The organism is Trueperaceae bacterium, assembly GCA_036381035.1.
GTDB lineage: Bacteria > Deinococcota > Deinococci > Deinococcales > Trueperaceae > DASRWD01.
Genome location: DASVDQ010000020.1, coordinates 1 through 24,148, shown reverse-complemented (window position 1 = coordinate 24,148; position 24,148 = coordinate 1). Strand labels below are relative to the sequence as shown.

Here is a 24,148-nt window from a genome sequence, read left to right as displayed (position 1 = left end):
GGCTCTACGTGCAGCTCTTCCACGACCGCTACCGCTGGGACGAGCGCCGCGCCCGCGTGCTCAGGCGGCTGGCGCAGAGCCTCTCGCTGCCCGTCGTGGCCGCGCCGGAGGTGCGCTACCTCGACCCGGACGACTACCGCCTCTACGACGCGCTGGTCTGCGGGCGCCTCGGCGTGAGCGTGCAGGAGCCGCACCCCAAGCGCCCGCAGAACGCCTGCCAGCACCTCCCCTCGCCCGAGGAGGTCATGGAGCGCCTCCCCTTCCCCGAGGCGGCGCTGAACGCCGACTGGGTGGCAGAGCGGAGCCACTTCGAGCTGCTGCCCGAGCGCCTGATCCCGCCGAAGGCGCGCGTCCCCGACGGCCGCAGCGCCGAGGAGCACATCGAGGAGCGCTGCTACGCCGCCCTCCTGCAGCGCTACGAGGGCGAGGCGCTCACCACGGCCCGTCAGCGGCTCGAGAAGGAGCTGGCGACGATCCGCGCGCTGGGCCTCGCCGACTTCTTCCTCGTCGCGGCCGAGGTCACCGACTACTGCCGCCAGCGCGGCATCCTCGCGGCGGGGCGCGGGTCGGCGGCGGCGAGCATCGTCTGCTACCTGCTCGGCGTCACGCAGGCCGACCCCCTCAAGCACGACCTCCTCTTCGAGCGCTTCCTCCACACCGGCAAGACGAGCATGCCGGACGTGGACATCGACGTCTCCTCGTCGCGCCGCGACGAGGTGCTCGCCTGGGTCGAGGAGCGCTTCGGCGCCACGACCGAGGCGATGGTCTGCAACAAGATCACCTACCGCATGCCGCTGGCGATACAGGACGTCGGCCGCGCCCTCGGCCTGCCGCCCGAGCTGCGCAACCGCCTGACCAAGGCGCTCGGGCGCGACTTCAGGGGCCTGCGCCCCGCGTCGGTGGAGAAGGCCGAGGTGGCGCTGCGCGAGGTGCTGGGCGACGCCCCGGTCGCCGACGTCTTCATCGACCTCCTCTCGCGCATGGAGCGCGGGCACGTGCGGCACATCGCCCCTCACTCCGGCGGGGTCGTGCTCTCGCGCCACCCGCTGACCCACTTCTCGCCCCTCGAGCGCTCCACGGGCGGCATCAAGCTCCTGCAGCTCGACAAGGACGACGCCGAGGCGATGGGCCTGATCAAGCTCGACCTGCTGGGCCTGCGGATGCTCTCCGCGCTCGAGCGCGCCCGCGAGGAGGTGTTCCGCATGGAGGGCGTGTGGCTCGACCTCGCCGACCTGCCCGACGACGAGCGCGTCTGGGACCTGATCAGCGAGGGCGCCACGCTCGGCCTCTTCCAGGTCGAGAGCCCCAGCCAGCAGCACACGAGCCGCGTGATGCGCAGCCGCAACCTCAAGGACCTCGCGCACCAGATCGCGCTCATACGCCCCGGACCCATCCAGTCGGGCACCGTGCACCCGTACCTGCGCCGCCGCCAGGGCCTCGAGCCGGTCACGTACTGGCACCCGTCGCTCGAGCCGGTGCTCTCGAAGAGCTACGGGGTGCTGCTGTTCCAGGAGGACGTGCTCCGGATCGCCGTGCACTTCGCCGGCATGAGCTGGATCGAGGCCGACCGCTTCAGGAAGAAGGTCTCCGGGTTCTCCGACCTCGAGGACATCGAGCCCGACCGCCGGCGCTTCGTCGAGGGCGCGATGCGGCACGTCGGCTGCACTCGCGAGGTCGCCGAGCAGGTCTTCGAGGCCGTGAAGGGCTACCAGGGGTTCGGGTTCGCCGAGTCGCACGCCTGGGCGTTCGCGCTGCACGCCTACGCCAGCGGCTGGCTGCGCGTGCACTACCCCGCCGAGTACATGGCTGCGATCCTCACCGAGGAGCCGGGCATGTGGTCGCGGCAGACGAAGCGGCACGAGGCGCGCGACTGGGGCGTGCCGTTCCTGCCCTTCGACGTCAACCGCTCCGGCGTGCACTTCCGCGTCGAGCGCGTGGACGACCCCGGCGGCGGCAAGGTCAAGGCGATACGCCCGCCCCTCTCGGCGATCACGGGCGTGTCGGAGGAGGCGGCGCGGGCGATCATGCTCGAGCGCCTGTCCCACGGGCCCTACCGCGACGTCGACGACCTCCACCAGCGCGTCGCCCTGGAGCGCGACGTCGTCGAGTCCCTCGTGCGGGCCGGCGCCTTCGACGCGGTGCAGACGCGCCGCGAGGCCCTCTACCGCGCCGGCGTGCTGGCGGGCGCCCAGGCTCCCGGCTCGCGGGCGCTGTTCACGCCGCCGGTGAGGACGCCGGACCTGCCGCGCATGACGCTGCCGGAGCGCTTCGTGTGGGACTACCAGACGACGCGCATGAGCACGCTCGAGGTCCACGCCGTCGACCTCGTGCGCGACCAGCTCAGGGAGCTCGGCTGCGTGCCGCTGCTGCGCCTGCGCCGCACGCCGCGCAAGACGCGGGTGCTCACGGGCGGGCTGGTGGTCGGCCGGCAGCGTCCGGGCACGGCCAAGGGCTTCGCGTTCTTCGTCATCGAGGACGGGCCGGTGAGGGCGCAGGTGATCATCTCGCCCGACCTGTGGGACGAGCAGCGCGTGATGCTGCGCGACGCCTCGATGCTGGTGGTGGACGGCGTCGTCGAGGACACCGGCCACCAGCTCACGCTCAAGGCCCTGCGGCTGGCCGAGGTCGCCGGGCCCATCCACGTGCGCGGGTACCACTTCGGGTGAAGACCGGCCGAGCGAGGCCCGAACCCTGGCCAGCGTCGGCCCGGCACCGGCTCCCGCCACCGACCGCACCCGCTGTTACCCTGTGCCCCCTGATGGACAGGTCACGGATCACCCCAGAGCTGGTGAGGTGCCTGGTCAGGGACCAGTTCCCGCGCTGGGCGGAGCTGCCGGTCACACCGGTCGAGCTCAGCGGGTGGGACAACGCCACCTTCCGGCTCGGCGACACGATGTCCGTCCGCCTGCCCACCGCCGAGGGCTACGTACCGCAGGTCGACAAGGAGCACCGCTGGCTGCCGTACCTGGCGCCGCGGCTCCCGCTCCCGGTCCCCGTGCCCCTGGCGAGGGGCGAGCCCGGCCGCGGTTACCCGTGGCCGTGGTCCGTCTACCGCTGGCTCGACGGCCGACCCGCGCTGCCCGGTGCGATCGCCGACCTGGACCGGTTCGCCCGCGACCTGGCGGGGTTCCTAGGCGCCCTGCACGAGGTCGACGCGACCGACGGGCCGCCGGCGGGCGAGCACAGCGCCCACCGCGGCGGACACCCGAGCACCTACGACGCCGAGACCCGAGCCGCCGTGGACGAGCTCGACGACGAGATCGACACGGACGCGGCACTGGCCGTGTGGGAGGCGGTGCTGGCCGCCGAGTGGCGCGGGCCGCCAGTGTGGGTGCACGGGGACATGACCCCCTCGAACCTCCTGGCGGTGGACGGCCGGCTGGCCGCGGTGATCGACTTCGGCGCCTGCGCCGTGGGCGACCCGGCCTGCGACACGGCGATCGCCTGGACGCTCTTCACCGGCAGCAGCAGGGACGTCTTCTGGCGAGCGCTCCCCGTGGACGACGCCACGCTCGCCCGCGGACGCGGCTGGGCGCTGTGGAAGGCCCTGATCACGCACGCCGAGGCGCGCAGACGCGGTCCCGAGGCCGTGGCCACGGCGGGCCTCAAGTTCGGCTGGCGAGCCAACGCCAGGGCGATCGTCGAGGACCTGATCGGAGGTCAGTAGTCCTGGCGCAGGTCAGAGGGCGGTCACTCGGCGCGCTGCAGCGAGGCCGCCCGAGGCAGGTCCGAGGACGGCGCGACGCGCGCCCTGGCCTCGCGAGCGCGGGCGCGAGCCTGCGAGGCGCGACGCAGCGCGTGGACCACGAGATCGACGTTCTCCGGCGTCATCTCGGGGCCCTCCGTGATGACCTCACCGACGTGCCGCAGGCGGATGAACCCCGCTTCGACGACGACGTCGCTCACGCGTCACCTCCATCGCCACTATAGGGCACGTCGCGGGCCGGCGACGAGTCCTCGGCACCGTCCGCCCGGTCCGTGGCGGCCCCGCCCCCCGGGACCGCCGCGCGCCCGTCCCTGTCGCCCCCGGAGCGCTCCCGGTCGCGCAGCCTCTCCTCCTCCTCGAGGTCGACGAGGAGCAGCTGGTGCTGCTGGACGTCGCGGATGAGCAGCACCTCGCCCTCCTGGACGGCCTCGCCCGTCTCGTCGAAGTACTGCTTGGGCTCCTCGAGGATGATGTCGCGGTTGGCGCCGCTGGTGTCGACGTACTTCAGCTTCCCGAAGTAGGTCACCCCGCCCATGCGCACCGTCACGACGTGGCGCGCCTTGTCGTAGGTCTCCTCCCAGAGCTGGGCCCACGGGCTCTTCTTCGGCTCGGGCACCAGGTGGAACCACCCGTCGAGGACGTGGAGCGACCACGCGGCGACCGCCGCCAGGGCGAGCGCGAAGAGGGTGTGCACCGCGAGGCTGAGGAACATCGCCCCGCTGACCACGGGAGGCTCCTGCAGGTAGGCGAAGAGGTCGCGCTCGGGCCACAGCAGGCGCATCACCACGAACGCCAGCCAGCCGCCGAGGAGGCTCAGCAGGAGCGCGAAGATCAGCGTGCCGATCTGCACCAGCTCGAGCCTGATCGTGTTCGTCCGCTCCGCCCGCTTGATCAGCTGGGTCCAGACCCACTGGAACAGCTTGATGGCGATGAACCCGGGCGCGAGGAACACCAGCAGGTCGAGGACCGTGTTGCGGTTGACGGACGGCACGGGCGCGACCTGCCCCAGCGCCGCCGAGGCAGCCGCGAGAAGCGCCAGCAGGGCCAACGAGCGCACGACGGTCCTCCCCAGCTCCGACCTCGCCACAGCGAACCACACGCCCGCGGCCTCGTCGCCCCTCCGCGACGGCGTGGGGCCGGCGTCGCCATGTGGGCGGCCCCGGCGCGGGCGCGCCGGTCGCCCTGGAACACGACGGGGCGGCGCGCCGAGGCGCCGCCCCGCGCTGCGGTCACGGCCTAGCCGCTCAGGAGCCCTTGACCGCGTCCTTCAAGGTCTTGCCGGCCTTGAAGCCGGGCGCCTTGCTGGCCGGGATCTTGATGCGCTCGCCGGTGCCCGGCTTGACGCCGGTGCGGGCCTTGCGGCTGCGGACGTCGAACGTGCCGAAGCCCGTGATGCTCACGCTCCCGCCCTTGGCTAGCTGCGCCTGGATGCCGTCGAAGACGGCGTTGACGGCGGCTCCGGCCTGCTTCTTGCTGAGGCCGGCCTGGCTGGCGACGTGGTCGATCAGGTCTGACTTGTTCATAACGCCCTCCGGCCAGAGCATATGCGCCAGCGCAGCGTCCTGCACGGCAGAGCGGCACGGGCCGTGGAGGCGCGCGCACCGCCGGGGCGGCGAACGCTCCCCGCGGTCCCCCGGTCGGGCCCCTCCGGTGAGCGGCTCGTCCGCCGGGAAGCCCGTCGGGGACGCCAGGCGCCGTCGTCTGCTCGGGAGCCGCCGCCGCGCCGTCCGCGCTAGCGCGCCTCGGCCTCCTCGCGCCTCTCTGCGTCGCCTGCCTCCTCGCGCCGCCCGCTCTCGTCCTGCCCCTCTCCCCGCTCGGCCTCCTCGCGCCGCGTCATCTCCTCCCCGGTGGCGCGCGCCAGCGGGTCGTCGCTGGCGGAGAGCCAGGCCGCGATGCGCCGACGCTCCTCCGCCGTCTTGTTCTGGCTGAGCTTGGCCTTGCCCTCGAGGCGCGTGACGCGCAGCTCGAACCCGACGATGCCCCGCAGCATCCCCTCCCTGTAGCGCTGCGAGAGGCTCTGCCACCGCTGCCAGTAGCCGGGCTCGTGGTGCTGCACCAGCTCGTAGAGCAGCTCCTCGTTCGCGGACGCGTCGTGGATGACCCGCGCCTCGCCGTGCGCGTGCACGGTCAGGTAGTTCCAGGTCGGGACGCTCTCGAAGGCGTCGTAGTGCCGCGGCGAGACGTAGGCGTGCGGGCCGTTGAACACGGCCAGGACCTCGCCGTCCTCGAGCCCGCGCCACTGCGGGTTCGCCTTCGCGAAGTGGCCGCGCAGGAACACCTCCTCGCCCGCGACCTTCACCGTCAGCGGCAGGTGCGTGGCCGCCGGCCGCCCCTCGCTCACCGACACGACCACGGCGAAGCCGTGACGGCGCATGAACTCGAGCTGCCACTCCCTGTCGTCCTCGCGGAACCTGCTGGGGATGTACACGCCACCAAGGCTAATCACAAGGTCGCCGCGAGGGCGGCCGACGCCTTGACGGTGACGCGGTGGGCGCCCGGCCCAGCCGGCGCCAGCGCGCGCCCGACAGTGCTCTCGGGCCCAGTGTCTACCTACCGGTGACACGGTACACTCCGCGTCGGCCCGCGACGCCGCTCCCCCCACGGCGGCGCGGGCCCTCGGTATCGGGAGAGCGAGACTCGGCCACGGCTCCCGTGACCGACGCATCGAGAGCCCCGATGGAACGCCGGCGCGTATCGACGCCGGCTTTTGTTCTGCCGCGTCGCCGCGCCTAGCCTGACCGTGCCCCGGTCCGCGGGGCGACCGAGGAGGTGGCGGACGTGACGCGCTGGCAGATGTTCACCGAGTGGCTCGACGAGGTGCGGCGGGAGAGGCGCGAGCGCGCCGCCCTCGCGCGGGCCGCGGAGGCGTTCTCCCGCCTCCACCCCGCCTGGCACGGGGCGCTGTTCGACGGGCCTTTCCTGCGGCGGTTCGAGCCGCGCGAGCTCCTCGCGATGGACCCGCTGGAGCTGGCTAGGGAGTGGTCGCGGCAGTTCGCCTTCGCGGACGCGCGGCGGCGCGAGCGCGAGGTCGCGCGAGCCGCCGAGGCCGCGGCCAGCCTCAAGGACCTGCTGGCCGAGGAGCTGCGCCGCGCCGAGGAGCGGCAGGCCGCGAAGCCGCTGGCGGCGCGGGACCCGCAGCTGCGCCTCGCGCGCCGACGGGGACGAGCGCGTCCCGCCGCTAGACTGCCCTCATGAGGCTCCAGGGCCTGCGCGCGCTGCTGGCGATCGTCGAGCACGGCAGCTTCTCCGAGGCGGCGCTCGAGCTGGGCGTGTCCCAGTCGACGGTGTCCCACGCCATCGCCGAGCTCGAGGAGGAGCTCGGCGTCCGCCTGCTCGAGCGCGGTCGCTTCGGGGCCGCGCCCACTCCGGTCGGGCAGCGCGTCGCCCACCACGCCAGGCTCGTGGAGTCGGCGCTCGCCGCCATAGCCCAGGAGGCGACGACCCAGCGCGAGGAGCTGCGCGGCGAGCTCAGGGTCAGCGCGATCCGCTCCCTGGCGGTCCACGTCCTCGCTCCGGTGATGAGCTCGCTGCGGGAGACGCACCCGGGCCTGCGCGTAGCGGTCAGCGAGGTATCGAGCTGGGCGCGGGACCCCCTGGTCGACCTCCGCTCGGCGCGGGCCGACGTGGCGCTGACCATGTCATCTCAGGCCGAGGACGTCCTCTACTGGCAGCTCGTACGCGACCCGTACGTCGCCGTGGTGCGCGACGACGACGGCGCACGCGGCGAGCCGGCCTCGCTGCGCGACCTCGTGCGGCAGCCGGTGATCATCAGCGGCGGGCCGTGCTGCTGGCCCATCCGCGGAGCGCTGCTCGACGTCGACCCGACGTTCCGGCCGGCGTACGAGATCGGCGAGGACTCGACGATGCTGGCCTTGGTGGCACGCGGCCTCGGGGTGGCGCTGATGCCGGCGCTCACGGTCGACGTCCTGCCCCCGGGCACGCGCGCGCTGGAGCTGGCGGAGACGGTCGAGCGCAGCGTCGGCGTCGCCATCCTGCCCCGCTCCCTCAAGACGCCGGCCGTGCGGGTGTTCCTGGAACGCCTGCGCGAGATGTTCCCCGCCAGCGGCCTGCCGCCGCTCGGCGGCGCCACGGACGAACCGACGACCCTGGGGGATGGGGCGGAGCCGGAGGCGGCCGCTCGCCGGATGAGCCTGTCCTGAGGAACGTGTGACGTCGCGCCTCCACGCGGTGCATCATGAGGCGGTACCTGCAGCCTTCGCCGTCGGAGGTAGGAGATGGTCTGGAACGTCAACGTGTGGGCGGTGCTGGTGTCGGCCGTCGCGTACTTCGCCGTGGGCGCCCTGTGGTACGGGGCGCTGTTCGGCAAGCCGTGGATGGAGGCGCTCGGGCGCACCAGGGAGGAGATCGCGCAGGGAGGCGGCGCCTCCATCTCCTACCTGTGGACCTTCCTACTCGAGGTCGTCACCTGCTTCGTCCTCGCCGTGCTCGTCCTCAACTCCCCGGTGACGGGCCTCCTCGGCGGCGCGGGCCTGGGCCTGCTCGTCGCGCTCGGCATCTGGGGCACCCTGCTGGCGATCACGTTCCTCTACGAGGGACGCAAGACGTCGCTCTACCTCATCGACCTCGGCTACCACGTGGTGGGCCTGGTCGTCGCCGGCGCCATCGTCGGGGCCTGGGCCTGAGGCTTCGCGCCCCGAGGCCGGCCGCTCAGGAAGGGGTTCCGGCCGGCGGCTCAGGGGGGCGTTTCGGCGGACGGCTCAGGTGGAGGTGGACTGCGACCCGGCGGCGTCGCCGACGAGCGGCTCCCGGTCCCTGGGCCCCGCAGCAGCCAGCTCCTGGAGGGCGCGCGAGACTACCTCGATCGACCTGAGGTAGTCGGCGACGGGCAGGCGCTCGTCCGGCGCGTGGTCGAGGCTCGAGTCGCCGGGCCCGTAGGCCAGGGTGGGTACCGGCCAGCTGCGCGCCACGACGTTCCAGTCCGAGGTGCCGGCCTTGCGCACGGGAGAGGGCGACCCACCCGCCTCCCGCACGGCCACCCTGAAGGCCCTGGCGAGCTCGCTGCGGGCGTCGCCGAGGCATGCGTCTAGGCCGTGCCGGGCCGCGAGCGAGACTCCGTCGGGCAGCGGGAGGGCCCGCAGCGCGTCGGCGGCGCGACGCCACGGCAGCGAGGGCGGCAGGCGGAGCCCGAGGCGCGCGACGCACCGCTCCGCGAGCCCGTCGGAGCGGCTCGAGACGCGCACGAGCCGCAGCTGGAGCCTGTCGAAGATGCCCTCCACGCCCGCGTTCCGCTCCGCCACCCAGCCGCGCACCGCCGCGAACGCGTCGACGACCAGCTCGGCCGCGCTCGGCTCGTCGCGGGAGCCGTGGCGCGCCTCGGTCACGCCCCTCAGAGTCACGGCGAGCGCGCCCTTGTAGCCGACCGTGTAGCGGTCCCACCCGCTCGGCTCGCACACGACCAGGTGGTCGGGACGCGGGTACGCGCGCATGGCGTGGCGGGCGCCGCGGCTGCTGGGCGCCTCCTCCTCGACAGCGCCGATCACGCGGACGCTCAGCGCCTGCGGCCAGGCCGTGCGGCTGCGCGCCACGGCGCAGACGGCGGCGCAGAGGCTCCCCTTGGCGTCCACCGAGCCCCTGCCGTACAGGACGCCGTCCTCGCAGCGCACGGGCGGCCATCCTGGCGCCGTGTCGAGGTGCCCCAGGAACGTGACGTTCACGGGCCCGCGCCCCCACTCCCCGACGGCGTTGCCCGCCTCGTCCACGTAGGCGCGGTCGGCCGTGGCGGCCATGGCCGCCACCAGCGCGTCGGCCGCCGCGCGCTCCCCGCCGGGAGGGCTCGGTAGCGCGACGAGGCGCTCGAGGAGCGCCACGGCGTCGGCGTCCCTCACCGCCTCACCCCGCCAGCGCCGCCGCCGTGATCGCCACGGCCTCGTCGACCTCTCCGGCCGAGACCGTGAGGGGCGGCAGGTAGCGGACGACGTTCGGTCCGGCGGCGACCGTCACGAGGCCGCGCCGCCTCAGCTCGGCCACCACCTGCGCGGCCCGCTCGCGCAGCTCCAGGCCCACCATCAGGCCGCGTCCGCGGACCTCGCGCACGCGCGGCCCGACCAGGGACCGGAGGCCAGCTAGGAGCCTCTCCCCCATCGCCGCCGCGTTGGCCATGAGCCCGCCGGCGGTGAGCTCGTCGAGCACGACGAGCCCCGCGGCGCAGGCCAGCGGGTTCCCGCCGAACGTCGTGCCGTGGCCGCCCGGCGGCAGCGCCAGCGCCACCTCCTCGGTCATGAGCGTCGCCCCGATCGGGACCCCGCCGGCGAGGCCCTTGGCGAGCGTGACGACGTCGGCCGCGACGCCGTCGTGGTGGGCGGCGAGGAAGCGGCCCGTGCGGCCGGCCCCGCACTGCACCTCGTCGAGGACGAGCAGGGCGCCGACGGCTCGCGTGGCGTCGCGCGCCGCGGCGAGGTAGCCGCTTGGCGCCAGGTTGACGCCGCCCTCGCCCTGGACGGGCTCGAGCACGACGGCGGCCGTGCTCTCGTCGACGGCGGCCTCGAGGGCCTCGGCGTCGCCGTAGGGCACGAAGTCGACGGCGCCGAGGAGGCTCTCGTAGGGCGCCCTGTAGCGCGGCTCCCAGGTGGCGGCCAGGGCGCCGATCGTGCGTCCGGCGAAGCCGCGGCGCGCCGCCACGACCTTCGTCCGGCCGGTGGCGGCGCGCGCCCACTTCAGGGCCGCCTCGTTCGCCTCCGTGCCGGAGCTGCACAGGAAGGCACGGCGCAGGCCGCCGCCGGCGAGCTCGCAAAGGCGCCGCAGGAAGGCCGCGCGCACGTCGTTGCCGTACCCCTGGGGGCAGACGATCAGCCGCGACGCCTGCTCGGCGACGGCCGACGCCAGGCGCGCGTTCGCGTGGCCGAGGGAGGCGACGCCGATGCCGGCCGCGAAGTCGAGGTACTCGCGACCGTCGGCGTCGTAGAGGCGCGTGCCGGCGCCGCGCACGAACGCGACCTCCTGCGCGTACAGGCCGGGCCCGTGACGCGCCTCTTCCGCCAGCAGCGCGCGGGTGAGCGGTCCCGCGCTCACGCGACCACCGTGCCGTGGCCCGCGAGCGCCCGCCGCACGGGGCTCTCCGCGCGCGCATCGCCGATCACGACCAGGGGCACGCCGCACCGGCGGGCCCGCCAGGCGGCCATCACCTTGCGCTTCATGCGGCCCCGCGCCAGCTCCATCGCCTCCGCCTCGTCGGTCAGGCGCGGCACGAGCGTGGACTCGTCGCCGGGGTCGGCGAGCAGCCCCGGGACGTTCGACAGGAGCAGCAGCGCCGCGGCGCCCAGGGCGGCGGCGACGGCCGCCGCGGCCCTGTCGCCGTCGACGTTGACAGCCACGCCCTCGTACGAAAGGGCCGGCGGCGAGAGCACGGGGACGTGGCCCGCCGACAGCAGGAGCCGGAGCAGCGCGGCGTTCACCTCCTCGACCGTGCCGGTGTGGTCGCCGTGCAGGACGCGCACGCGCCCGTCCGCCTCGACGGAGCGCACGCTCTCCTTGCGCCGGCCCACGAGCAGCCGGCCGTCGAGGCCGGAGAGGCCGACCGCGTTCACGCCTAGCGCCTGGAGCCGCTCGACGAGCCCCTTGTTCACCTTGCCGCAGTAGGCCATCGTGAACACCTCGAGCGCGGCGCGGTCGGTGTAGCGGCTGACGTGCCCGCTGGGGCTCGTCACGAACACGGGTGGACGACCGAGGGCGCGGGCCAGGCGGTCGGTCTCGGCGTGGCCGCCGTGGACCAGGACGAGCGGCGTCCCGGACGCGGTCAGCGCGGCGACGTCGGCGCAGACGGCCGCGAGGTCAACCCCGTCGCCGCCGCCGACCTTCACGACCACCGGCGCGGCGGTCGGGGGCGGGACGGCGGCCGGCCCGGACGAGGCGGCGGCCGCCGCGAGGGACGAGGCGGCCGCGGCCCCGGTGCCGGTGGCCGCCGCTGCCGCCGGACGAGTGCTGGCCGAGGACGGGTCGGACCGGCTCACGGGTGCAGCCCCGGGAACGTGAGCCCGTCCCTCTCGGGCCGGCCGAGGGCGACGTTCAGCGCCTGCAGCGCGTGGCCGGCGGTGCCCTTGACGAGGTTGTCGAGCGCGGCCATCACCACCAGGCGCCCGGTGTCTGGGTCGAGCTCGAACCCGACGTCGCAGAAGTTCGTGCCGTCGAGGACCTTGGGGTCCGGCACGCGGTGGTTGCCGCGCCGCGCCAGCACCAGGCGCACGAACGGCTCGCCGGCGTAGCGCTCGCGGTACGCGGCGAGCACGTCGCGCTCGCTCACCCCGTCGCGCACGAAGACGTGGGCCGTCACGAGCACGCCGCGCACCCGCTCGACGGCCGTCGCCGTCAGGTGGAGGCGCGGCGCGCAGGGCAGCTCCTGCTCGAGCTCGGCGAGGTGCCGGTGGCGGGTGGGGGCGTAGGTCCTGACCACGCCGGCGCGCTCCGGGTGGTGCGTGGACGGGCCGGCCGTGCTGCCGGCGGCGCTGCTGCCGACCTTCGCCTCGACGACCCCGTCGCGCTCCCCGTCGAGCAGGCCGGCCGCCACCGCCGGCGCCAGGCCGAGGACCGCGGCCGTGGCGATGCAGCCCGCGCCCGCGATGCGCGCGGCACCGGGCAGCTCGGCCCGGTGCAGCTCCGGGTTCGCGTAGACGAACGCGCCCAGGAGGTCGGGCCGGGGATGGTCCGCCCCGTAGTGGCGCCGGTAGGCCTCGGGTGACCGCAGGCGGAAGTCGGCCGAGAGGTCGACGAGCACCTCGCAGCTCCCGGCGACCTCGTCGACCCGGCCCGCGAGCCGGCCGTGCGGCAGGGCGCTCACGACCACGTCGGCGCGCCGCAGGTCGTCGGGGTGCTCGAAGCGGAGGTCGGTGACGCCGCGCAGGTTCGGGTGGACGAGGTGCACCGGCAGGCCGGCGTGCTCCCGGCTCGTCGCTTGGGCGACGGTCAGGCCGGGGTGACCGAGCGCGAGGCGCAGGAACTCGCCGCCGGCGTAGCCGGAGGCGCCGAGGACGGCAACGGTGACGGTGACGCTCACGCCGGGACGGCCGCGAGCGAGGCGGCGTAGGTCACGACCTCCCGGGGGATGTCGACGCCGGTCACGTCGATGGAGTTGCGGAACTCCATCGTGTGGTTGACCTCGATGACCTGGAGGCCGGCCGCCGACTCGACGACGTCGACGGCCAGGACCCCACCGCCCACGGCCGCGGCGGCGGCGAGCACGACCCGGGAGAGCTCGTCGGTCACGGGGCAGCGGCTGGCGACGCCGCCGCGGGCCGTGTTCGTGATCCAGTGCACGGAGGTGCGGTAGATGGCCGCGACCACGCGGTCGCCGACGACGAAGGCCCTGATGTCCCTGCCCGGCTTCGCCACGAGCTCCTGGACGTAGTGCACCTTGTGCTCGGGCCCGCCCAGGACCTCCTTGTGCTCGAGCAGCGCCTCGGCCGCGGCGCGCGACTCGACGAGCGAGACCATGCGGCCCCACGAGCCCACCAGGGGCTTGAACACCACGGGGTAGCCGAGGCGCTCGCAGAGGTCGAGCGCCGCCCGGGCGGTGAACGCCACGCCCGTGCGCGGCGTGGGCACGCCGGCCGCCACTAGCGCCGCGGACGTCGCCAGCTTGTCGCCGCAGACGGCGATGACCCGCGAGGGGTTGACGGTGAGAGCCCCGTTCGCCTCCAGGCAGCGCGCCAGAGCCAGCGTGCGCCACTGGGAGACGCAGCGCAGCAGTACGACCGCCCCCTCCCCCGGCAGGCCGTCCGCCGCGCCCAGCTCGGGCGCCAGGTCGGGCACGTACAGCGGCTCGTACCGCACGCCCGCGGCCTCGCACGCCTCGAACAGCAGCCGCTCCTCGGGACGCACCCTGTCGTAGGCGATCGTCAGCTCACCGCCCAAGGCGGCTCACTCTCCCCAGTCCTCGGCCACCTCCGGAGCCGGCTCGAGGCGGAGCGGGTCGAGGCCGACGACCTCGAGCTCCACCCCCTCGTCCGTCACCACCAGCTCGCCCAGCATCAGCTGGCTGGGGTCCAGCCGCACGCGCCCGTAGTCGGTCTCGAAGCTCTCCACCTCGTCCTCCTCTACCGGCTCATGGCCCGCCGACCGCCCCCGCGGCGGAACGGCTCCGCCGGCGGTAGGGCACGGCACGCCCGACCGGCCTCGTCTCGGCCCGGCTTTCGTTTCGAAAGTCCGCGGTCGCGCCCGTGGTCCGGCGAGCGCGAACGTGCGGCAGCTTAGGTCAGGTCTCGTCGGCGTGTCAAGCTCGGCGTTCTCCTCGGCAGCAACGCGCAGAATCCCTGATGAAGGCCCTTCGCCACCGCCGCCGGCAGTTCGAAAGGCGCAGGGCCGAGCGGGCGTCGGACCGCCCGGGTCATCGCGCCGCGGCTTTCGATTCGAAAGCGGCGGGCGGTCGGCGTCGTTTCGGCCCCGCTGGCCGGGGCCCACCCCGCCACCGGGACGGGGCGAGGCGCGTCCCCCGCGCGACTTCGTGAGGTTGGACCGAATCATATACAGTGTCGCACGGACCCTCCCAGGCGTCACGCCTAGGGTCCGTTCCCGGCCCGAGCACGGACCTCGCCCCACGCAGGGGTCTCGTGCTCGTCGGCGTTTAGGAGGACCGCAGTGCAGGAAGCCCGCAGGTTGGTGACGGTGGGGGTTGTCGCTCTCGCGCTGCTCGTGGGCGCGACGGCGCTGGCGCAGCAGCGGGGAGGCACGCTGCGCATCGCGTACACGTCGATCACGCAGCTAGACCCGTACAAGACGGCTGCGAACGACGAGATCAACGCGTCGTCTCTGGTCTTCGACCCGCTGTTCGTCATCGGCAAGGACGACTTCCAGCCCGTCCCCCACCTCGCGGAGTCCTGGGAGGCCGTCGACGACACGACCTGGGAGTTCCACCTCCGGCAGGGCGTGATGTTCCAGGACGGCAACGAGGTCTTCCCCGAGGGCCAGTCGCGCGAGGTGACGGCGGACGACGTCGTCTACTCCGTGAACCGGTTCCTCGAGGTCTCCACGGCGTTCACGCTGGGCAACGTCACCAGCGTCGAGGCCGTCGACGACTACACGGTGCGCATCACGACGGCCGAGCCCGACCCGTTCCTCGTGACCGACGTGAACCGCCTGGCCCGCGTGGTGATCGTGCCGCACGAGGCGATCGAGCAGCTCGGCGAGGAGGGCTTCGCGCGCCACCCGATCGGCTCGGGACCGTTCGAGCTGACCTCGTTCACGCCCGACCAGAACCTCACCTTCCAGCGGAACGAGGACTACTGGCTCGACACGTACCTCGACGCGGTCGAGTTCGTGTTCATCCCCGACCCCACGGTGCAGACGATCGCCGTCGAGGCCGGCGACGTCGACGTCGTCCCCTACCTCTTCAACATCGACTCCGTCGCCCAGCTCCAGGACGCGCCCGGGATCGAGCTCTACCCGCGCGGCGGCTCCTACCGCGGCCTGGGCTTCAACGTCACGACCCCGCCCTTCGACGAGTTCGAGGTGCGCGACGCCATCAGCAAGGCCATCGACATCGACGCGGCCGTCGCGGCGGTCGTGGAGCCCTTCGGTCACCGCGCCTACGGCCAGGTGCCGCCGTGGGTCGACTTCGAGCAGGACCCGACGCTCGAGGAGCTGTGGGAGTACGACCCCGAGGAGGCGCTGGAGATCCTGGAGAGCGTCGGCTTCACGCCCGGGCCGGACGGCGTGCTGCAGCGCGACGGCGAGCCCCTCAGCTTCGCGATCAAGACGATCGCCGGCTCGCAGGTGCGCGTGCTGACGATCCTCGTCACGCAGCTGCAGGAGCTGGGCATCGACGCCACCCTCCAGCAGCAGGACACCGCGGTCTGGGCCGAGGACCTGCAGACCGGCAACGACACCGGCGTGTTCTTCGACTACAGCTTCGCCGGCACGACGGGCCTCTACTCCCTGTTCCACAGCAGCAACGCCGGCAGGACGAACACGCACTTCTACGAGAACGAGGATGTCGACGCGCTGCTCGACGAGGCCAGCCGGACCGTCGACTTCGCGGAGCGCAACCGCCTGTGGCTCGAGGCCCAGCGGCTGATCATGCAGGACCGCGCGGCGATCCCGCTCTACTTCGAGTTCGGCTACTCGGTGGTCAGCGAGAGGGTCCACGACTGGGTCGTGCCCTGGGGCGGGCTGCACCTCGTGTCGCTCGAGAACAACGTCTGGGTCGAGTAGGCCCGGACCCGAGGACGCCCCGGCGCCAGGCCGGGGCGTCCTCCCCCGCGCGCACCTAGGATGCTCGCCTACGCAGCCCGCCGCCTGCTGGGGATGGTCCCCGTCCTCCTCGGCATCGCCTTCATCACGTTCGCGCTGGTCTCCTTCGCTCCCGGCGACGCGATCCGCCTGATGCTCGGCTCGGAGAGCGTCAACGTCGAGAACGTGGAGAGGCTCCGCCGCGAGCTGGGCCTCGACCTGCCCTGGTACCAGCAGTTCTGGAACTACCTGGGCGGCATCCTCAGCGGCGACCTCGGTACCTCGATCACCAGCCGGCAGCCCGTCGCCGACCAGGTCTTCCAGCGCTTCCCGAACACGCTGGTGCTCACGGCGGCCAGCCTCCTCGTCGCCCTGCTCATCGCCGTGCCCCTGGGCGTCTTCGCCGCCGCGCGCCACAACGGGGCCGGCGACTACCTGGCGATGGGCTTCGCGATGGTGGGCGTGGCCATGCCGAACTTCTGGCTGGGCCTGATCCTGCTCATCGTCTTCGGGCTCGAGCTGAGGTGGCTGCCGATCCGCGGCATCGGGTCGCTGGCGGACGGGGTGCTCGACTACGCGAGCCACCTCGTCCTTCCCGCGGTCACGCTCGGCACCTCGCTGGCGGCGATCCTCACGCGCCTCACGCGGAACACGATGCTCGACGTCCTCGGCGAGGACTACGTCAGGACGGCCCGCGCCAAGGGCGTGCGGCCGGGCAGGGTGCTGTTCAGGCACGCCCTCAGGAACGCGCTCCTGCCGGTGGTGACGGCCGCCGGCCTGCAGTTCGGGGCGCTCCTCGGCGGCGCCGTGATCATCGAGACGGTGTTCTCGTGGCCGGGCCTCGGCCTCCTGTCGATCAACGCGATCAGGCAGCGCGACCTGCCGACGATGCAGGGCGCCGTGCTCGTGTTCGCGACCTGCTTCATGCTCGTGACCCTGCTGACCGACCTGCTCTACGCCGCGATCAACCCGCGGATCCGCTATGGCTGACGTCGCCGCCGCCCCCGCCCCGCGCTCCGGCCAGGGCCGCCGCGTCCTGCGGTCGTTCGTCCGCAACCGCCTCGCCGTCGTGGGCAGCGTCGTGCTCGTCGTGATGCTCGGCGCCGCCCTGCTGGCGCCGGCCGTCGCGCCGCACGACCCACTGACGCTCGACCTCGTCAACGCCTACGCTCCCCCTGGCTCGCCCGGCCACCTGCTCGGCACCGACAACTTCGGCCGCGACATCCTGTCGCGGCTGATCCACGGCTCGCGGATCTCGCTCGTCATCGGCGTCGTCGTCGTGTCGATCGCCGCGACGATCGGCACCGTGCTGGGCCTCCTGGCCGGCTACCTCGGGGGCTGGTTCGACGAGCTCGTGATGCGCGCCGTCGAGATCTTCTACGCCTTCCCGTTCCTCGTCCTGGCGATCGCCGTGATCGCGGTGTTCGGGCCGAGCATCTTCAACGTCATGTGGGTGCTCGGGCTCGTGTCGTGGCCGATCTACGCCAGGCTCGTGCGGGCGCAGGTGCTGGCCCTCCACGACGTCGAGTACGTCGAGGCGGCGCGCGCCTCCGGCATGAGCCGGTGGCGCGTGATGTTCAGGCACGTCCTCCCCAACGTCCTCACGCCGGTGATCGTCACGGCGACCTTCGGCATCCCCGAGGCGATCCTCGCCAGCGCCGCGCTCGGCTTCCTGGGCCTGGGCGTGCAGCCGCCCACGCCGGAGTGGGGCGCGATGATCGCCGAGGGCAAGGACTTCATCCGCCGCGCCCCCAACCTCATCACCTGGCCGGGCCTGGCGATCATGGTCGTCGTCCTGGGCTTCAACTTCGTGGGCGACGGCCTGCGAGACGCCCTCGACCCGAAGGGCAAGAAAGGCTGAGCATGACCGAGGAACTGGCGGCCGCGCTGGCGCGCGTCCCCGACTACGACCGCTTCCTCACGCTCGCGGAGATGACGGACCGCGCCCGCGCCGTCGCCGACGAGCATCCGCACCTCGCCTCGATCGTGAGGGTCGGCGCCTCGACCCAGGGCAGGCCGATCGAGATGGTCCGCATCGGCGACGGACCGCAGCGGATGCTCCTCTACGCCCTGCCGCACCCCAACGAGCCCATCGGCGCGATGCTCGTCCAGTTCCTCCTGGGCGAGCTGGTCGCGAACGAGGACCTCAGGCGCGGACGCTCCTGGTACCTGCTGCCCTGCGTCGACCCCGACGGGACCGTCCTCAACGAGGGCTGGTTCGGCGGGCCGTTCACGATCCGCAACTACGCCCGCCACTTCTACCGCCCGCGCAGCGTGGAGCAGGTCGAGTGGACGTTCCCCATCAGGTACAAGACGTTCGCGTTCGACGACCCGATCCCCGAGACGCGGGCGCTGATGAGCGCCCTCGAGCTGGTGCGCCCCCACTTCGTGTACTCGCTCCACAACGCGGGCTTCGGCGGCGTCTACTACTACCTCAGCCACGACGTGCCCGCGGCCTACGGGAAGCTCCACGCCATACCGCGCTCCCGCGGCCTGTTCATGTCCCTCGGCGAGCCGGAGATGCCCTGGGCCGTCGAGCTCCACCCCGCCGTCTACAAGAGCCCGCTGGTCACCGACGCCTACGACCACTACGAGAGGTACGGACCTCCCGGCAAGGACCCGGCCGAGCTGATCCAGGGCGGGGCCGGCAGCTTCGACTACCTGCGCTCCCTCGGCCTCGCGGACACGTTCACGATCGTGACCGAGCTCCCCTACTTCCAGTCGCCGGTGATCCAGGACACGAGCCCCTCCGGCCTGACGCGGCGCGAGGTCGTGCTGGCCGGCGCCGACAAGACCGCGGAGATGGCCGACGCCCTGGAGGACGTGCTCGAGCGCGTGCGTCCGCACGTCGACCAGGGCGAGAGGTTCTTCCGCACCGTCGCGTCCTTCGCGAGGTTCTACGACGCGCACGTCGAGACCACGCGCCGCTGGGCCGAGACGGCCGAGGGCATGGACGAGCCGGCGACGGTCGCGCAGCGCGCCGACGAGCTCTACGTCGGCACGTTCTACAGGCTGCTGATCGCGAGCATGCTGCGGCGTTCGCTCGAGGCGCACCTGGGGGCCCGCGAGGACGAGACGCTGCGCGCGGCGCTCGCCGACCTCGAGGCGCACCTCGACCGCTGGGCGACCGAGGTCGAGACGAACCTCGACAGCTCCCCAATCCCGATCAAGCGGCTCGTGGAGGTGCAGTACGGCGCGATGCTCGCGGTCCTGGACAGCGGGGTCGTGCCGGGGGCGTAGGCGGGCCGGGCGGGACCTCAGCCGCCCTCGCCCTCGCCGCCGGCTCCTCGCACGTCGTCGGCGTCGGCGGCTCGCACGTCGTCGGTCTTGGCGCCTCGCCCCTCCCCGGCGGCGCGCCTCCGCAGCACCTCGCGGAGGTAGGCGATGGACGTGGGCTCGATCTGGAACCGCATCGCGATCACCTCGCCGGTGGGTCCCCAGCCCGCGACGCGCTCGTGGGCGGACCGGCTGACGACGAGGACCTCGGCGCGGCGCACGAGTCCGGGCGCGTCGGCGTCGTCGATCACCGCCGTCGCCGCCGGCTCGCGGCGCGTGTAGGTCTTCACCATCGCCGCGAAGCGGGCGAGCGCCCCGGCGTGCGAGGCGACGATCGTGACGCGGGCGTCGGGCCTCAGGCGGGCGAGGCGCACGAGCGTCTCGGTCGTGGGCACCACGTTGACGCTCACGACCTCGTGCTCGGCACCCACCAACGCCTCGACCTCCTCCAGCTGGAACGGCGTCGTGACCAGGAGCTGGCCGGGGCCGCCCAGCTCCCCGCTGCGCCGGGGCAGCTCCGTCGTCGGTAGCGGGAGCACGGGCCGCTCCAGCAGGGTGCAGAGCCTGGCGGCGAACTCCTCGGCGTCGCGGGCGGCGCGCTCGACGAACCACATCGTCGGCCCCTCGGCTCGGAAGCCCTCCGCCTCGGCCTCGTCCACGAGCCGCGCCCAGTCCTCCCGGGAGAGGCCGAGCCGACGCGCCTGCAGCGCCAGGGCCCGCAGGCCCGCGCTCAGCTCGGCCAGCGCCTGGCGGGCCTGGGCCGGGCCCGGCACGTCGACGACGAAGGTGCCGCTGCCCTGCACGGTGCGCAGCAGGCCTGCGTCCGCCAGCTCCCCGTAGACGCGGCTGACGGTGTTGGCGTGCACCCCGAACTCCCGAGCGGCGGACCTCACGCCCGGCAGGCGCGTGCCGACCGGGTAGACGCCGGAGCGGATGCGCTCGACGACCACCTGCTTGAGGCGCTCGCCCTTCCCCGCCACCGTCGGGCGCCCCGACCCGAACGCCGGCCCCTTCTCACCCATCGCTCTCTGGCGCGGCGCGCCGCCCGCTCCCGCGTCCCGGTACCGCGCCTTCCCCGTTTCGGCCCCGGGGTCGCCGCGAGTACCCCTCCTCTCCCCCACCGGTCGCGGCGCCCCTCTCCGGCATGGGTACCGCTCCTCTCCCGCTCACGGATCCCAAGTACCGCATCTTCCCCCCTTCCCCGCTTCTACGAGCGCTGCGAATCGCTCCCGCTCTCGAGCTCGACGGTCCTTCGCGGCTCACGTCGCCTCCGCGCCCGACCTCCTCCTCGCCTCCGGCCCTGCCTGGGGCCCGACCGGCGGCGCGAGGTCCCGGCGCCGCCGCGGTCGAGACCGGTACCGCGTCTTCCCCACTTCCGGCGCGCCGCGAGCGCGACCACGTGCTCGCATGCCGTCGCAGACGCGTGCCTCGCCGGCTCGCCGCACGGACGACGCGGTACCGCTCCTTCCCCCTTTACCCGTGGTACCACGCGGCGCGCCGTCCCGCGCGGGCTCCCGCCGTGGCCGCCGGCTCGAGGGCCGCCGCGACGGCGTGCGGCGGCCGCCCTGCCGGACGGCCGCTCGCCCGTCGACGACGCACGCGGGACCTAGTGCGCGCGGCCGCGTCGGCTCAAGCGGACACGCGGCCGGCGTGCCTAGCCAGCGCCTCGCGCACCTCGGCAGCGTGCGCCTCGGGGTCGGTGACGAGCCACGTCTCCGCCACCCTGCCCGCCGGGTCGATGAGGTACGTCACGCGCACGATCCCCTCGTACCTCACGCCCTCGTGCTCCTTCTCGCCCCACGCCTCGTACGCCTCGATGGCCCGACGGTCGACGTCTGCCAGCAGCGGGAAGTTCAGACCGTACTTGGAGGCGAACTCCCTGTGGCTCGCCTCGTCGTCCGCCGACACCCCGAGGACGACGGCGTCCAGGTCTCCGAGATCGGACATGGCGTCCCGGAACGCGCAGGCCTCCTTCGTGCATCCCGACGTGTCGTCCTTCGGATAGAAGTACAGAACGACCCACGAGCCGCGCTTGTCCGCTAGCCGGTGGACGCGGCCGTCCTGGTCCGGTAGCGCGAAGTCTGGGGCGGTTGTTCCGACCTTCAGCATGTCGAGCCTCCTCGCGACCGGCGACCGCCGGCGCTTCACGGGCCACCATAGCGACGCGGCGCCGCGCCCTCCGTAGCGGTGCGGGACGGCCCGCCGGCGGGCAGCTACTCGTCCTCTAGCTCGCTCTTGAGCTCCTCCAGCAGCGCGTTCACGCGCGCCAGGCGCTCGGGCGGGAGCTGCACCAGGCGGCGCTTGTTCAGGAGCCGCTTGGTGGTGGAGACGAGCCGTTGGGTGCGGTCGAGGGCCCCGGCGGGACGACGCCGCGCCAGCGCCTCGCGACCGGCGCGCAGCTCGGTGATGCGCCGCCTGATCTGGCTCAGCGACAGGTCCTCGGCGATCGCCACGGCCAGCAACCTCTCCCTGTCGTCCGGGTCCTCGACCCGAGCGAGAGCCTGCGCCTTCGTGAACGCCAGACGCCCCTCGCGCACCGCCGCCAGCAGGCTCTCCGGGAAGTCGAGGATCGGCAGGCGGTTGCTGACGAACGAGGTGACGCTGAAGCGGCCCAGCCGCTCGAACAGCGCCCTCACCGCCTCGCGCTCACGGTCGCCGACCTTCCGCGACGTGATGCGCCCGCGCTCCTCGTTGTAGAGCGCCTGCAGGAGCTGTACGACCTCGCGCCTGTCCATGTCCAGGTAGAGCTCCAGCAGGCCGAGCACGGCCTCGGTCTCCTCCACGGCGTTCAGGTCCTCGCGTTGGAGGTTCTCGATGATCGCGATCTCGAGGGCGCCGCGGTCGTCGATGTCCACGACGACGGCGGGGACCTCGTCGAGGCCCGCCAGTGCCGCGGCCCGCGTCCGACGCTCGCCGGCGACGAGCTCGTAGCCGCCGCCCACGCGCCGCAGGATCACGGGCTCCAAGACGCCCTTGTCGCGGATGCTCGCCGCCAGCTCGTGCAGGCCCGCCTCCGAGATGTGCTTGCGCGGTTGGCGGCTGTTGTAGCGGATCGCCCGCAGCGGGACCGTAGTCGCGCTCCCGACCGTCTCCTCGGGCTCGGCGATGCCGCCCAGGATCGCCTCGAACACCGCGGCGCGGTCGATGCCGCCCTTGCGCTTGGCCATCAGCGTCCCTCCACCGCCCGCAGCAGCTCGTCGGCGACGGCCCTGATCTCCGCGTCGGCCTCGCTGCCCGGGGCGTAGAGCGGCACCGGGACGCCGGCGACCTGCGCGTCCGAGTAGTACGCCGGCCGGCTCGCGAGCGGCGTCGAGACCGGCGCGATGTTCACGAGCTGCTTGCGGATCGCCTCGAGGCTCTCGCGGTCGTGCCGGGTTCGCCTGTCGTGCTGCGTCAGCACGAAGAACGCCACGTCGAGGCCGGGCGCCGCCTTGCGGTACTCGCGCACCATCTTGATCACCGTGCCGAGCCCGTCGAGCCCCTTCCTGTTCGTCGGGAGCGGCACCACCACCCTGTCGGCCGCGACTACGGCCAGCGCCGAGAGCTGCCCGAGGCTGGGCGGCGGGTCGATGAGCACGTAGTCGTAGCCTTCGAGCTTCCTCACGGCCTCCCGCAGCCGCAGCACCCCCATGAACACGTTCAGGATCTCCCGCTCGAGGATCGCCAGGTTCAGCTGGCTCGGGATGAGGTCGACGCCGTGCACGCGCTTCGGAGCGGGCAGCGCCAGCTCGACGTCCGGGTCGTCGAGCTCCTCGTCGGCCGTCGGCATCACGCCCGGGTACACCGTCTCCGCGAGCTCGGCGTCGTCCACGCCCAGCCACCGCGTCAGGTTCGCCTGCGGGTCGAGGTCGATCAGCAGGACGCGGTGGCCTCGCTCGCCCAGCACGAAGCCGACGTCACGCACGGTGCTCGTCTTCGCTACGCCGCCGGCGTGGTTGAAGAACGTCAGCACCTTCATGGGATCGCCGCAGCTCCCGTCCCGACGGTCCGCCCCGCGGCCACCGCGCCCTCCAGCGTCGCGACGACCCGTTCGTGCGAGCTACCCTCGCGCTCGGTCATGGGTCGATGATACCCGCGCGCCGCCCGCCGTCCGCCGGCGGCTAGGCCGGCCGCCATAACGTTATGGCCGCGCGTCGTGGTCCCAGCGCCTCGCCTCACGCCCGCGTCCGGCCAGGCCGCACCCGGTCGCCCTCGCCGCCCTCGGCCGCGGCGGCTACTCCGGCTCGGCCCGGCGGCCCCCGTGCGCCCGCCCGGACTTCCGACGCCGTCCCGCTGCCCGGTCCGGTCGGTCCTCGGCGAGCGGTCACCGACCGGGCTCGCATCACGTCGGCCCCCTGCTCGCGGCGACGACACGACGGACAGCCGCTACGCACCACCCGACGGAACGCCGACCCGCCATAGCGTTATGGCGCCCACCCGACCGGCCGCGAGTACCCCCGCGTTCCCACTTGGTCGGCAAGGCGCGCACGAGCCGGGGGCGTGCGGACGGGCCGCGCCTCGACCGGGGCGAACGCCGGGCCGGGACCGACGTCTCCACGTCCCTCGGAGTCCCGCAGCGAGACCTGCGCTGCCGGGCATGGCGCGTCTGTCGCCCCGCTTCGCCTCGGCGACCGGCTGTCGAAGCCGCCGCGGACCGGGGAACCACGGGCACCCCGGAAACGGGGAAGACAGGGTACCGGGCGCACAGAGCGTCGGTCGCTCGCCCTGGCCGTCGCCGGCCGCCAAGGGTCCAGGACCGGCAGGCGGTGGGGACCGCGTGTAGCTCCCGTGCGCCCGCGGCTCGCGCCGGCGCAGGACCGGCCACGCGACCGACGCAGCCTCCGCTCGCGGTGCCCGCCCGCGGACCCTGGGCTGCGCGTCCTCAGCCAGCGGCGCGCGCCGCTGCACCCGCGCGCGCGACTGCCCGCTCGCGTCCGCGAGCGGAAGCGGGGAACCAGCGGTACCGCGGGCCAAGTGGGGAACTAGCGGTACTGCTCCCCGTAGCGGGTC

The 24,148-nt window shown here is 73.6% G+C and carries 23 protein-coding genes; 9 read left to right on the top strand and 14 right to left on the bottom strand.

Annotation, left to right across the window (positions count from 1 at the left end; translation table 11 throughout):
- On the top strand, positions 1–2,666 hold a 2,666-nt coding region (dnaE, locus tag VF202_02415), incomplete at its 5' end, for a DNA polymerase III subunit alpha (protein HEX7038947.1).
- A 92-nt stretch (positions 2,667–2,758) separates the two neighbouring features.
- Positions 2,759–3,667 carry an aminoglycoside phosphotransferase family protein gene (locus VF202_02410; GenBank protein HEX7038946.1) on the top strand — a complete coding sequence of 303 codons (909 nt, stop codon included), beginning with the start codon at positions 2,759–2,761 and terminating at the stop codon, positions 3,665–3,667.
- 23 nt (positions 3,668–3,690) lie between these two features.
- On the opposite strand, the gene VF202_02405 is transcribed toward VF202_02410, so the two are convergent.
- The 4 genes from VF202_02405 to VF202_02390 form a co-directional block, all read right to left on the bottom strand.
- A complete protein-coding gene (locus tag VF202_02405; GenBank protein ID HEX7038945.1) occupies positions 3,691–3,906 on the bottom strand; it encodes a hypothetical protein in 216 nt (71 codons plus the stop codon).
- Positions 3,903–4,805 (bottom strand): hypothetical protein, encoded by a 903-nt coding sequence (locus VF202_02400; GenBank protein HEX7038944.1) that lies wholly within the window; start codon positions 4,803–4,805, stop codon positions 3,903–3,905. Before VF202_02400 ends, VF202_02405 begins: the two co-directional genes overlap by 4 nt.
- A 145-nt stretch (positions 4,806–4,950) precedes the next feature.
- Positions 4,951–5,229 (bottom strand): HU family DNA-binding protein, encoded by a 279-nt coding sequence (locus tag VF202_02395; GenBank protein ID HEX7038943.1) that lies wholly within the window; start codon positions 5,227–5,229, stop codon positions 4,951–4,953.
- 209 nt (positions 5,230–5,438) lie between these two features.
- Positions 5,439–6,134, bottom strand: coding sequence for an FMN-binding negative transcriptional regulator (locus VF202_02390; protein ID HEX7038942.1), 696 nt, complete (start codon positions 6,132–6,134; stop codon positions 5,439–5,441).
- A gap of 350 nt (positions 6,135–6,484) precedes the next feature.
- On the opposite strand from VF202_02390, the gene VF202_02385 reads away from it, so the two are divergent.
- The 3 genes from VF202_02385 (at position 6,485) to VF202_02375 (ending at position 8,349) form a co-directional block, all read left to right on the top strand.
- Entirely contained in the window at positions 6,485–6,901 is a 417-nt protein-coding gene (locus tag VF202_02385) for a hypothetical protein (protein ID HEX7038941.1), read from the top strand.
- Positions 6,898–7,866, top strand: a complete 969-nt coding sequence (locus VF202_02380) for a LysR family transcriptional regulator (GenBank protein HEX7038940.1) — start codon at positions 6,898–6,900, stop codon at positions 7,864–7,866. The genes VF202_02385 and VF202_02380 overlap by 4 nt, the downstream gene beginning before the upstream one ends.
- Positions 7,867–7,941: 75 nt before the next feature.
- Positions 7,942–8,349, top strand: a complete 408-nt coding sequence (locus VF202_02375) for a DUF1761 domain-containing protein (protein HEX7038939.1) — start codon at positions 7,942–7,944, stop codon at positions 8,347–8,349.
- Between the two features lie 75 nt (positions 8,350–8,424).
- On the opposite strand, the gene VF202_02370 is transcribed toward VF202_02375, so the two are convergent.
- The 6 genes from VF202_02370 to lysW are packed head-to-tail and all read right to left on the bottom strand — an operon-like array spanning position 8,425 to position 13,741.
- Entirely contained in the window at positions 8,425–9,552 is a 1,128-nt protein-coding gene (locus VF202_02370; protein ID HEX7038938.1) for a [LysW]-lysine hydrolase, read from the bottom strand.
- A 4-nt stretch (positions 9,553–9,556) separates the two neighbouring features.
- A complete protein-coding gene (locus VF202_02365; GenBank protein ID HEX7038937.1) occupies positions 9,557–10,735 on the bottom strand; it encodes an acetylornithine/succinylornithine family transaminase in 1,179 nt (392 codons plus the stop codon).
- On the bottom strand, positions 10,732–11,673 hold the full coding sequence (locus VF202_02360) for a [LysW]-aminoadipate kinase (protein ID HEX7038936.1): 942 nt from the start codon (positions 11,671–11,673) through the stop codon (positions 10,732–10,734). The genes VF202_02365 and VF202_02360 overlap by 4 nt, the downstream gene beginning before the upstream one ends.
- Entirely contained in the window at positions 11,670–12,713 is a 1,044-nt protein-coding gene (argC, locus tag VF202_02355) for an N-acetyl-gamma-glutamyl-phosphate reductase (GenBank protein HEX7038935.1), read from the bottom strand. The genes VF202_02360 and argC overlap by 4 nt, the downstream gene beginning before the upstream one ends.
- Entirely contained in the window at positions 12,710–13,570 is an 861-nt protein-coding gene (gene lysX / locus VF202_02350; GenBank protein HEX7038934.1) for a lysine biosynthesis protein LysX, read from the bottom strand. The genes argC and lysX overlap by 4 nt, the downstream gene beginning before the upstream one ends.
- Before the next feature lie 6 nt (positions 13,571–13,576).
- Positions 13,577–13,741, bottom strand: coding sequence for a lysine biosynthesis protein LysW (lysW, locus tag VF202_02345; protein HEX7038933.1), 165 nt, complete (start codon positions 13,739–13,741; stop codon positions 13,577–13,579).
- 573 nt (positions 13,742–14,314) lie between these two features.
- Here lysW and VF202_02340 point away from each other — a divergent pair.
- Genes VF202_02340 through VF202_02325 form a run of 4 tightly spaced genes read left to right on the top strand, consistent with a single transcriptional unit; the run spans position 14,315 to position 19,123 of the window.
- Complete coding sequence (locus tag VF202_02340) at positions 14,315–15,865, top strand: ABC transporter substrate-binding protein (protein ID HEX7038932.1); 1,551 nt, start codon at positions 14,315–14,317, stop codon at positions 15,863–15,865.
- Positions 15,866–15,925: 60 nt separating this feature from the next.
- A complete protein-coding gene (nikB, locus tag VF202_02335) occupies positions 15,926–16,873 on the top strand; it encodes a nickel ABC transporter permease (protein ID HEX7038931.1) in 948 nt (315 codons plus the stop codon).
- Entirely contained in the window at positions 16,866–17,744 is an 879-nt protein-coding gene (nikC, locus tag VF202_02330) for a nickel transporter permease (protein ID HEX7038930.1), read from the top strand. Before nikB ends, nikC begins: the two co-directional genes overlap by 8 nt.
- A 2-nt stretch (positions 17,745–17,746) precedes the next feature.
- Positions 17,747–19,123, top strand: a complete 1,377-nt coding sequence (locus VF202_02325) for a M14 family zinc carboxypeptidase (protein ID HEX7038929.1) — start codon at positions 17,747–17,749, stop codon at positions 19,121–19,123.
- 17 nt (positions 19,124–19,140) lie between these two features.
- On the opposite strand, the gene VF202_02320 is transcribed toward VF202_02325, so the two are convergent.
- The 4 genes from VF202_02320 to VF202_02305 all read right to left on the bottom strand — a co-directional run bounded on the left by VF202_02320 (position 19,141) and on the right by VF202_02305 (position 23,117).
- Positions 19,141–20,181, bottom strand: a complete 1,041-nt coding sequence (locus tag VF202_02320; GenBank protein ID HEX7038928.1) for a GntR family transcriptional regulator — start codon at positions 20,179–20,181, stop codon at positions 19,141–19,143.
- 607 nt (positions 20,182–20,788) lie between these two features.
- Positions 20,789–21,268 carry a peroxiredoxin gene (locus tag VF202_02315; protein ID HEX7038927.1) on the bottom strand — a complete coding sequence of 160 codons (480 nt, stop codon included), beginning with the start codon at positions 21,266–21,268 and terminating at the stop codon, positions 20,789–20,791.
- 104 nt (positions 21,269–21,372) lie between these two features.
- Entirely contained in the window at positions 21,373–22,326 is a 954-nt protein-coding gene (locus tag VF202_02310) for a ParB/RepB/Spo0J family partition protein (GenBank protein ID HEX7038926.1), read from the bottom strand.
- The gene (locus VF202_02305; GenBank protein HEX7038925.1) at positions 22,326–23,117 is read right to left on the bottom strand and encodes a ParA family protein; all 792 of its coding nucleotides are present in this window, start codon (positions 23,115–23,117) and stop codon (positions 22,326–22,328) included. Before VF202_02305 ends, VF202_02310 begins: the two co-directional genes overlap by 1 nt.
- Positions 23,118–24,148 lie beyond the last annotated feature (1,031 nt).

Bases quoted from the DNA above. Each gene is read 5' to 3' on its own strand.
- VF202_02410 (HEX7038946.1), top strand. From the start codon at position 2,759: ATGGACAGGTCACGGATCACCCCAGAGCTGGTGAGGTGCCTGGTCAGG.
- VF202_02305 (HEX7038925.1), bottom strand. From the start codon at position 23,117: ATGAAGGTGCTGACGTTCTTCAACCACGCCGGCGGCGTAGCGAAGACG.
- VF202_02395 (HEX7038943.1), bottom strand. From the start codon at position 5,229: ATGAACAAGTCAGACCTGATCGACCACGTCGCCAGCCAGGCCGGCCTC.
- VF202_02325 (HEX7038929.1), top strand. From the start codon at position 17,747: ATGACCGAGGAACTGGCGGCCGCGCTGGCGCGCGTCCCCGACTACGAC.
- VF202_02315 (HEX7038927.1), bottom strand. From the start codon at position 21,268: ATGCTGAAGGTCGGAACAACCGCCCCAGACTTCGCGCTACCGGACCAG.
- VF202_02375 (HEX7038939.1), top strand. From the start codon at position 7,942: ATGGTCTGGAACGTCAACGTGTGGGCGGTGCTGGTGTCGGCCGTCGCG.
- VF202_02310 (HEX7038926.1), bottom strand. From the start codon at position 22,326: ATGGCCAAGCGCAAGGGCGGCATCGACCGCGCCGCGGTGTTCGAGGCG.
- nikB (HEX7038931.1), top strand. From the start codon at position 15,926: ATGCTCGCCTACGCAGCCCGCCGCCTGCTGGGGATGGTCCCCGTCCTC.
- VF202_02320 (HEX7038928.1), bottom strand. From the start codon at position 20,181: ATGGGTGAGAAGGGGCCGGCGTTCGGGTCGGGGCGCCCGACGGTGGCG.
- VF202_02380 (HEX7038940.1), top strand. From the start codon at position 6,898: ATGAGGCTCCAGGGCCTGCGCGCGCTGCTGGCGATCGTCGAGCACGGC.
- nikC (HEX7038930.1), top strand. From the start codon at position 16,866: ATGGCTGACGTCGCCGCCGCCCCCGCCCCGCGCTCCGGCCAGGGCCGC.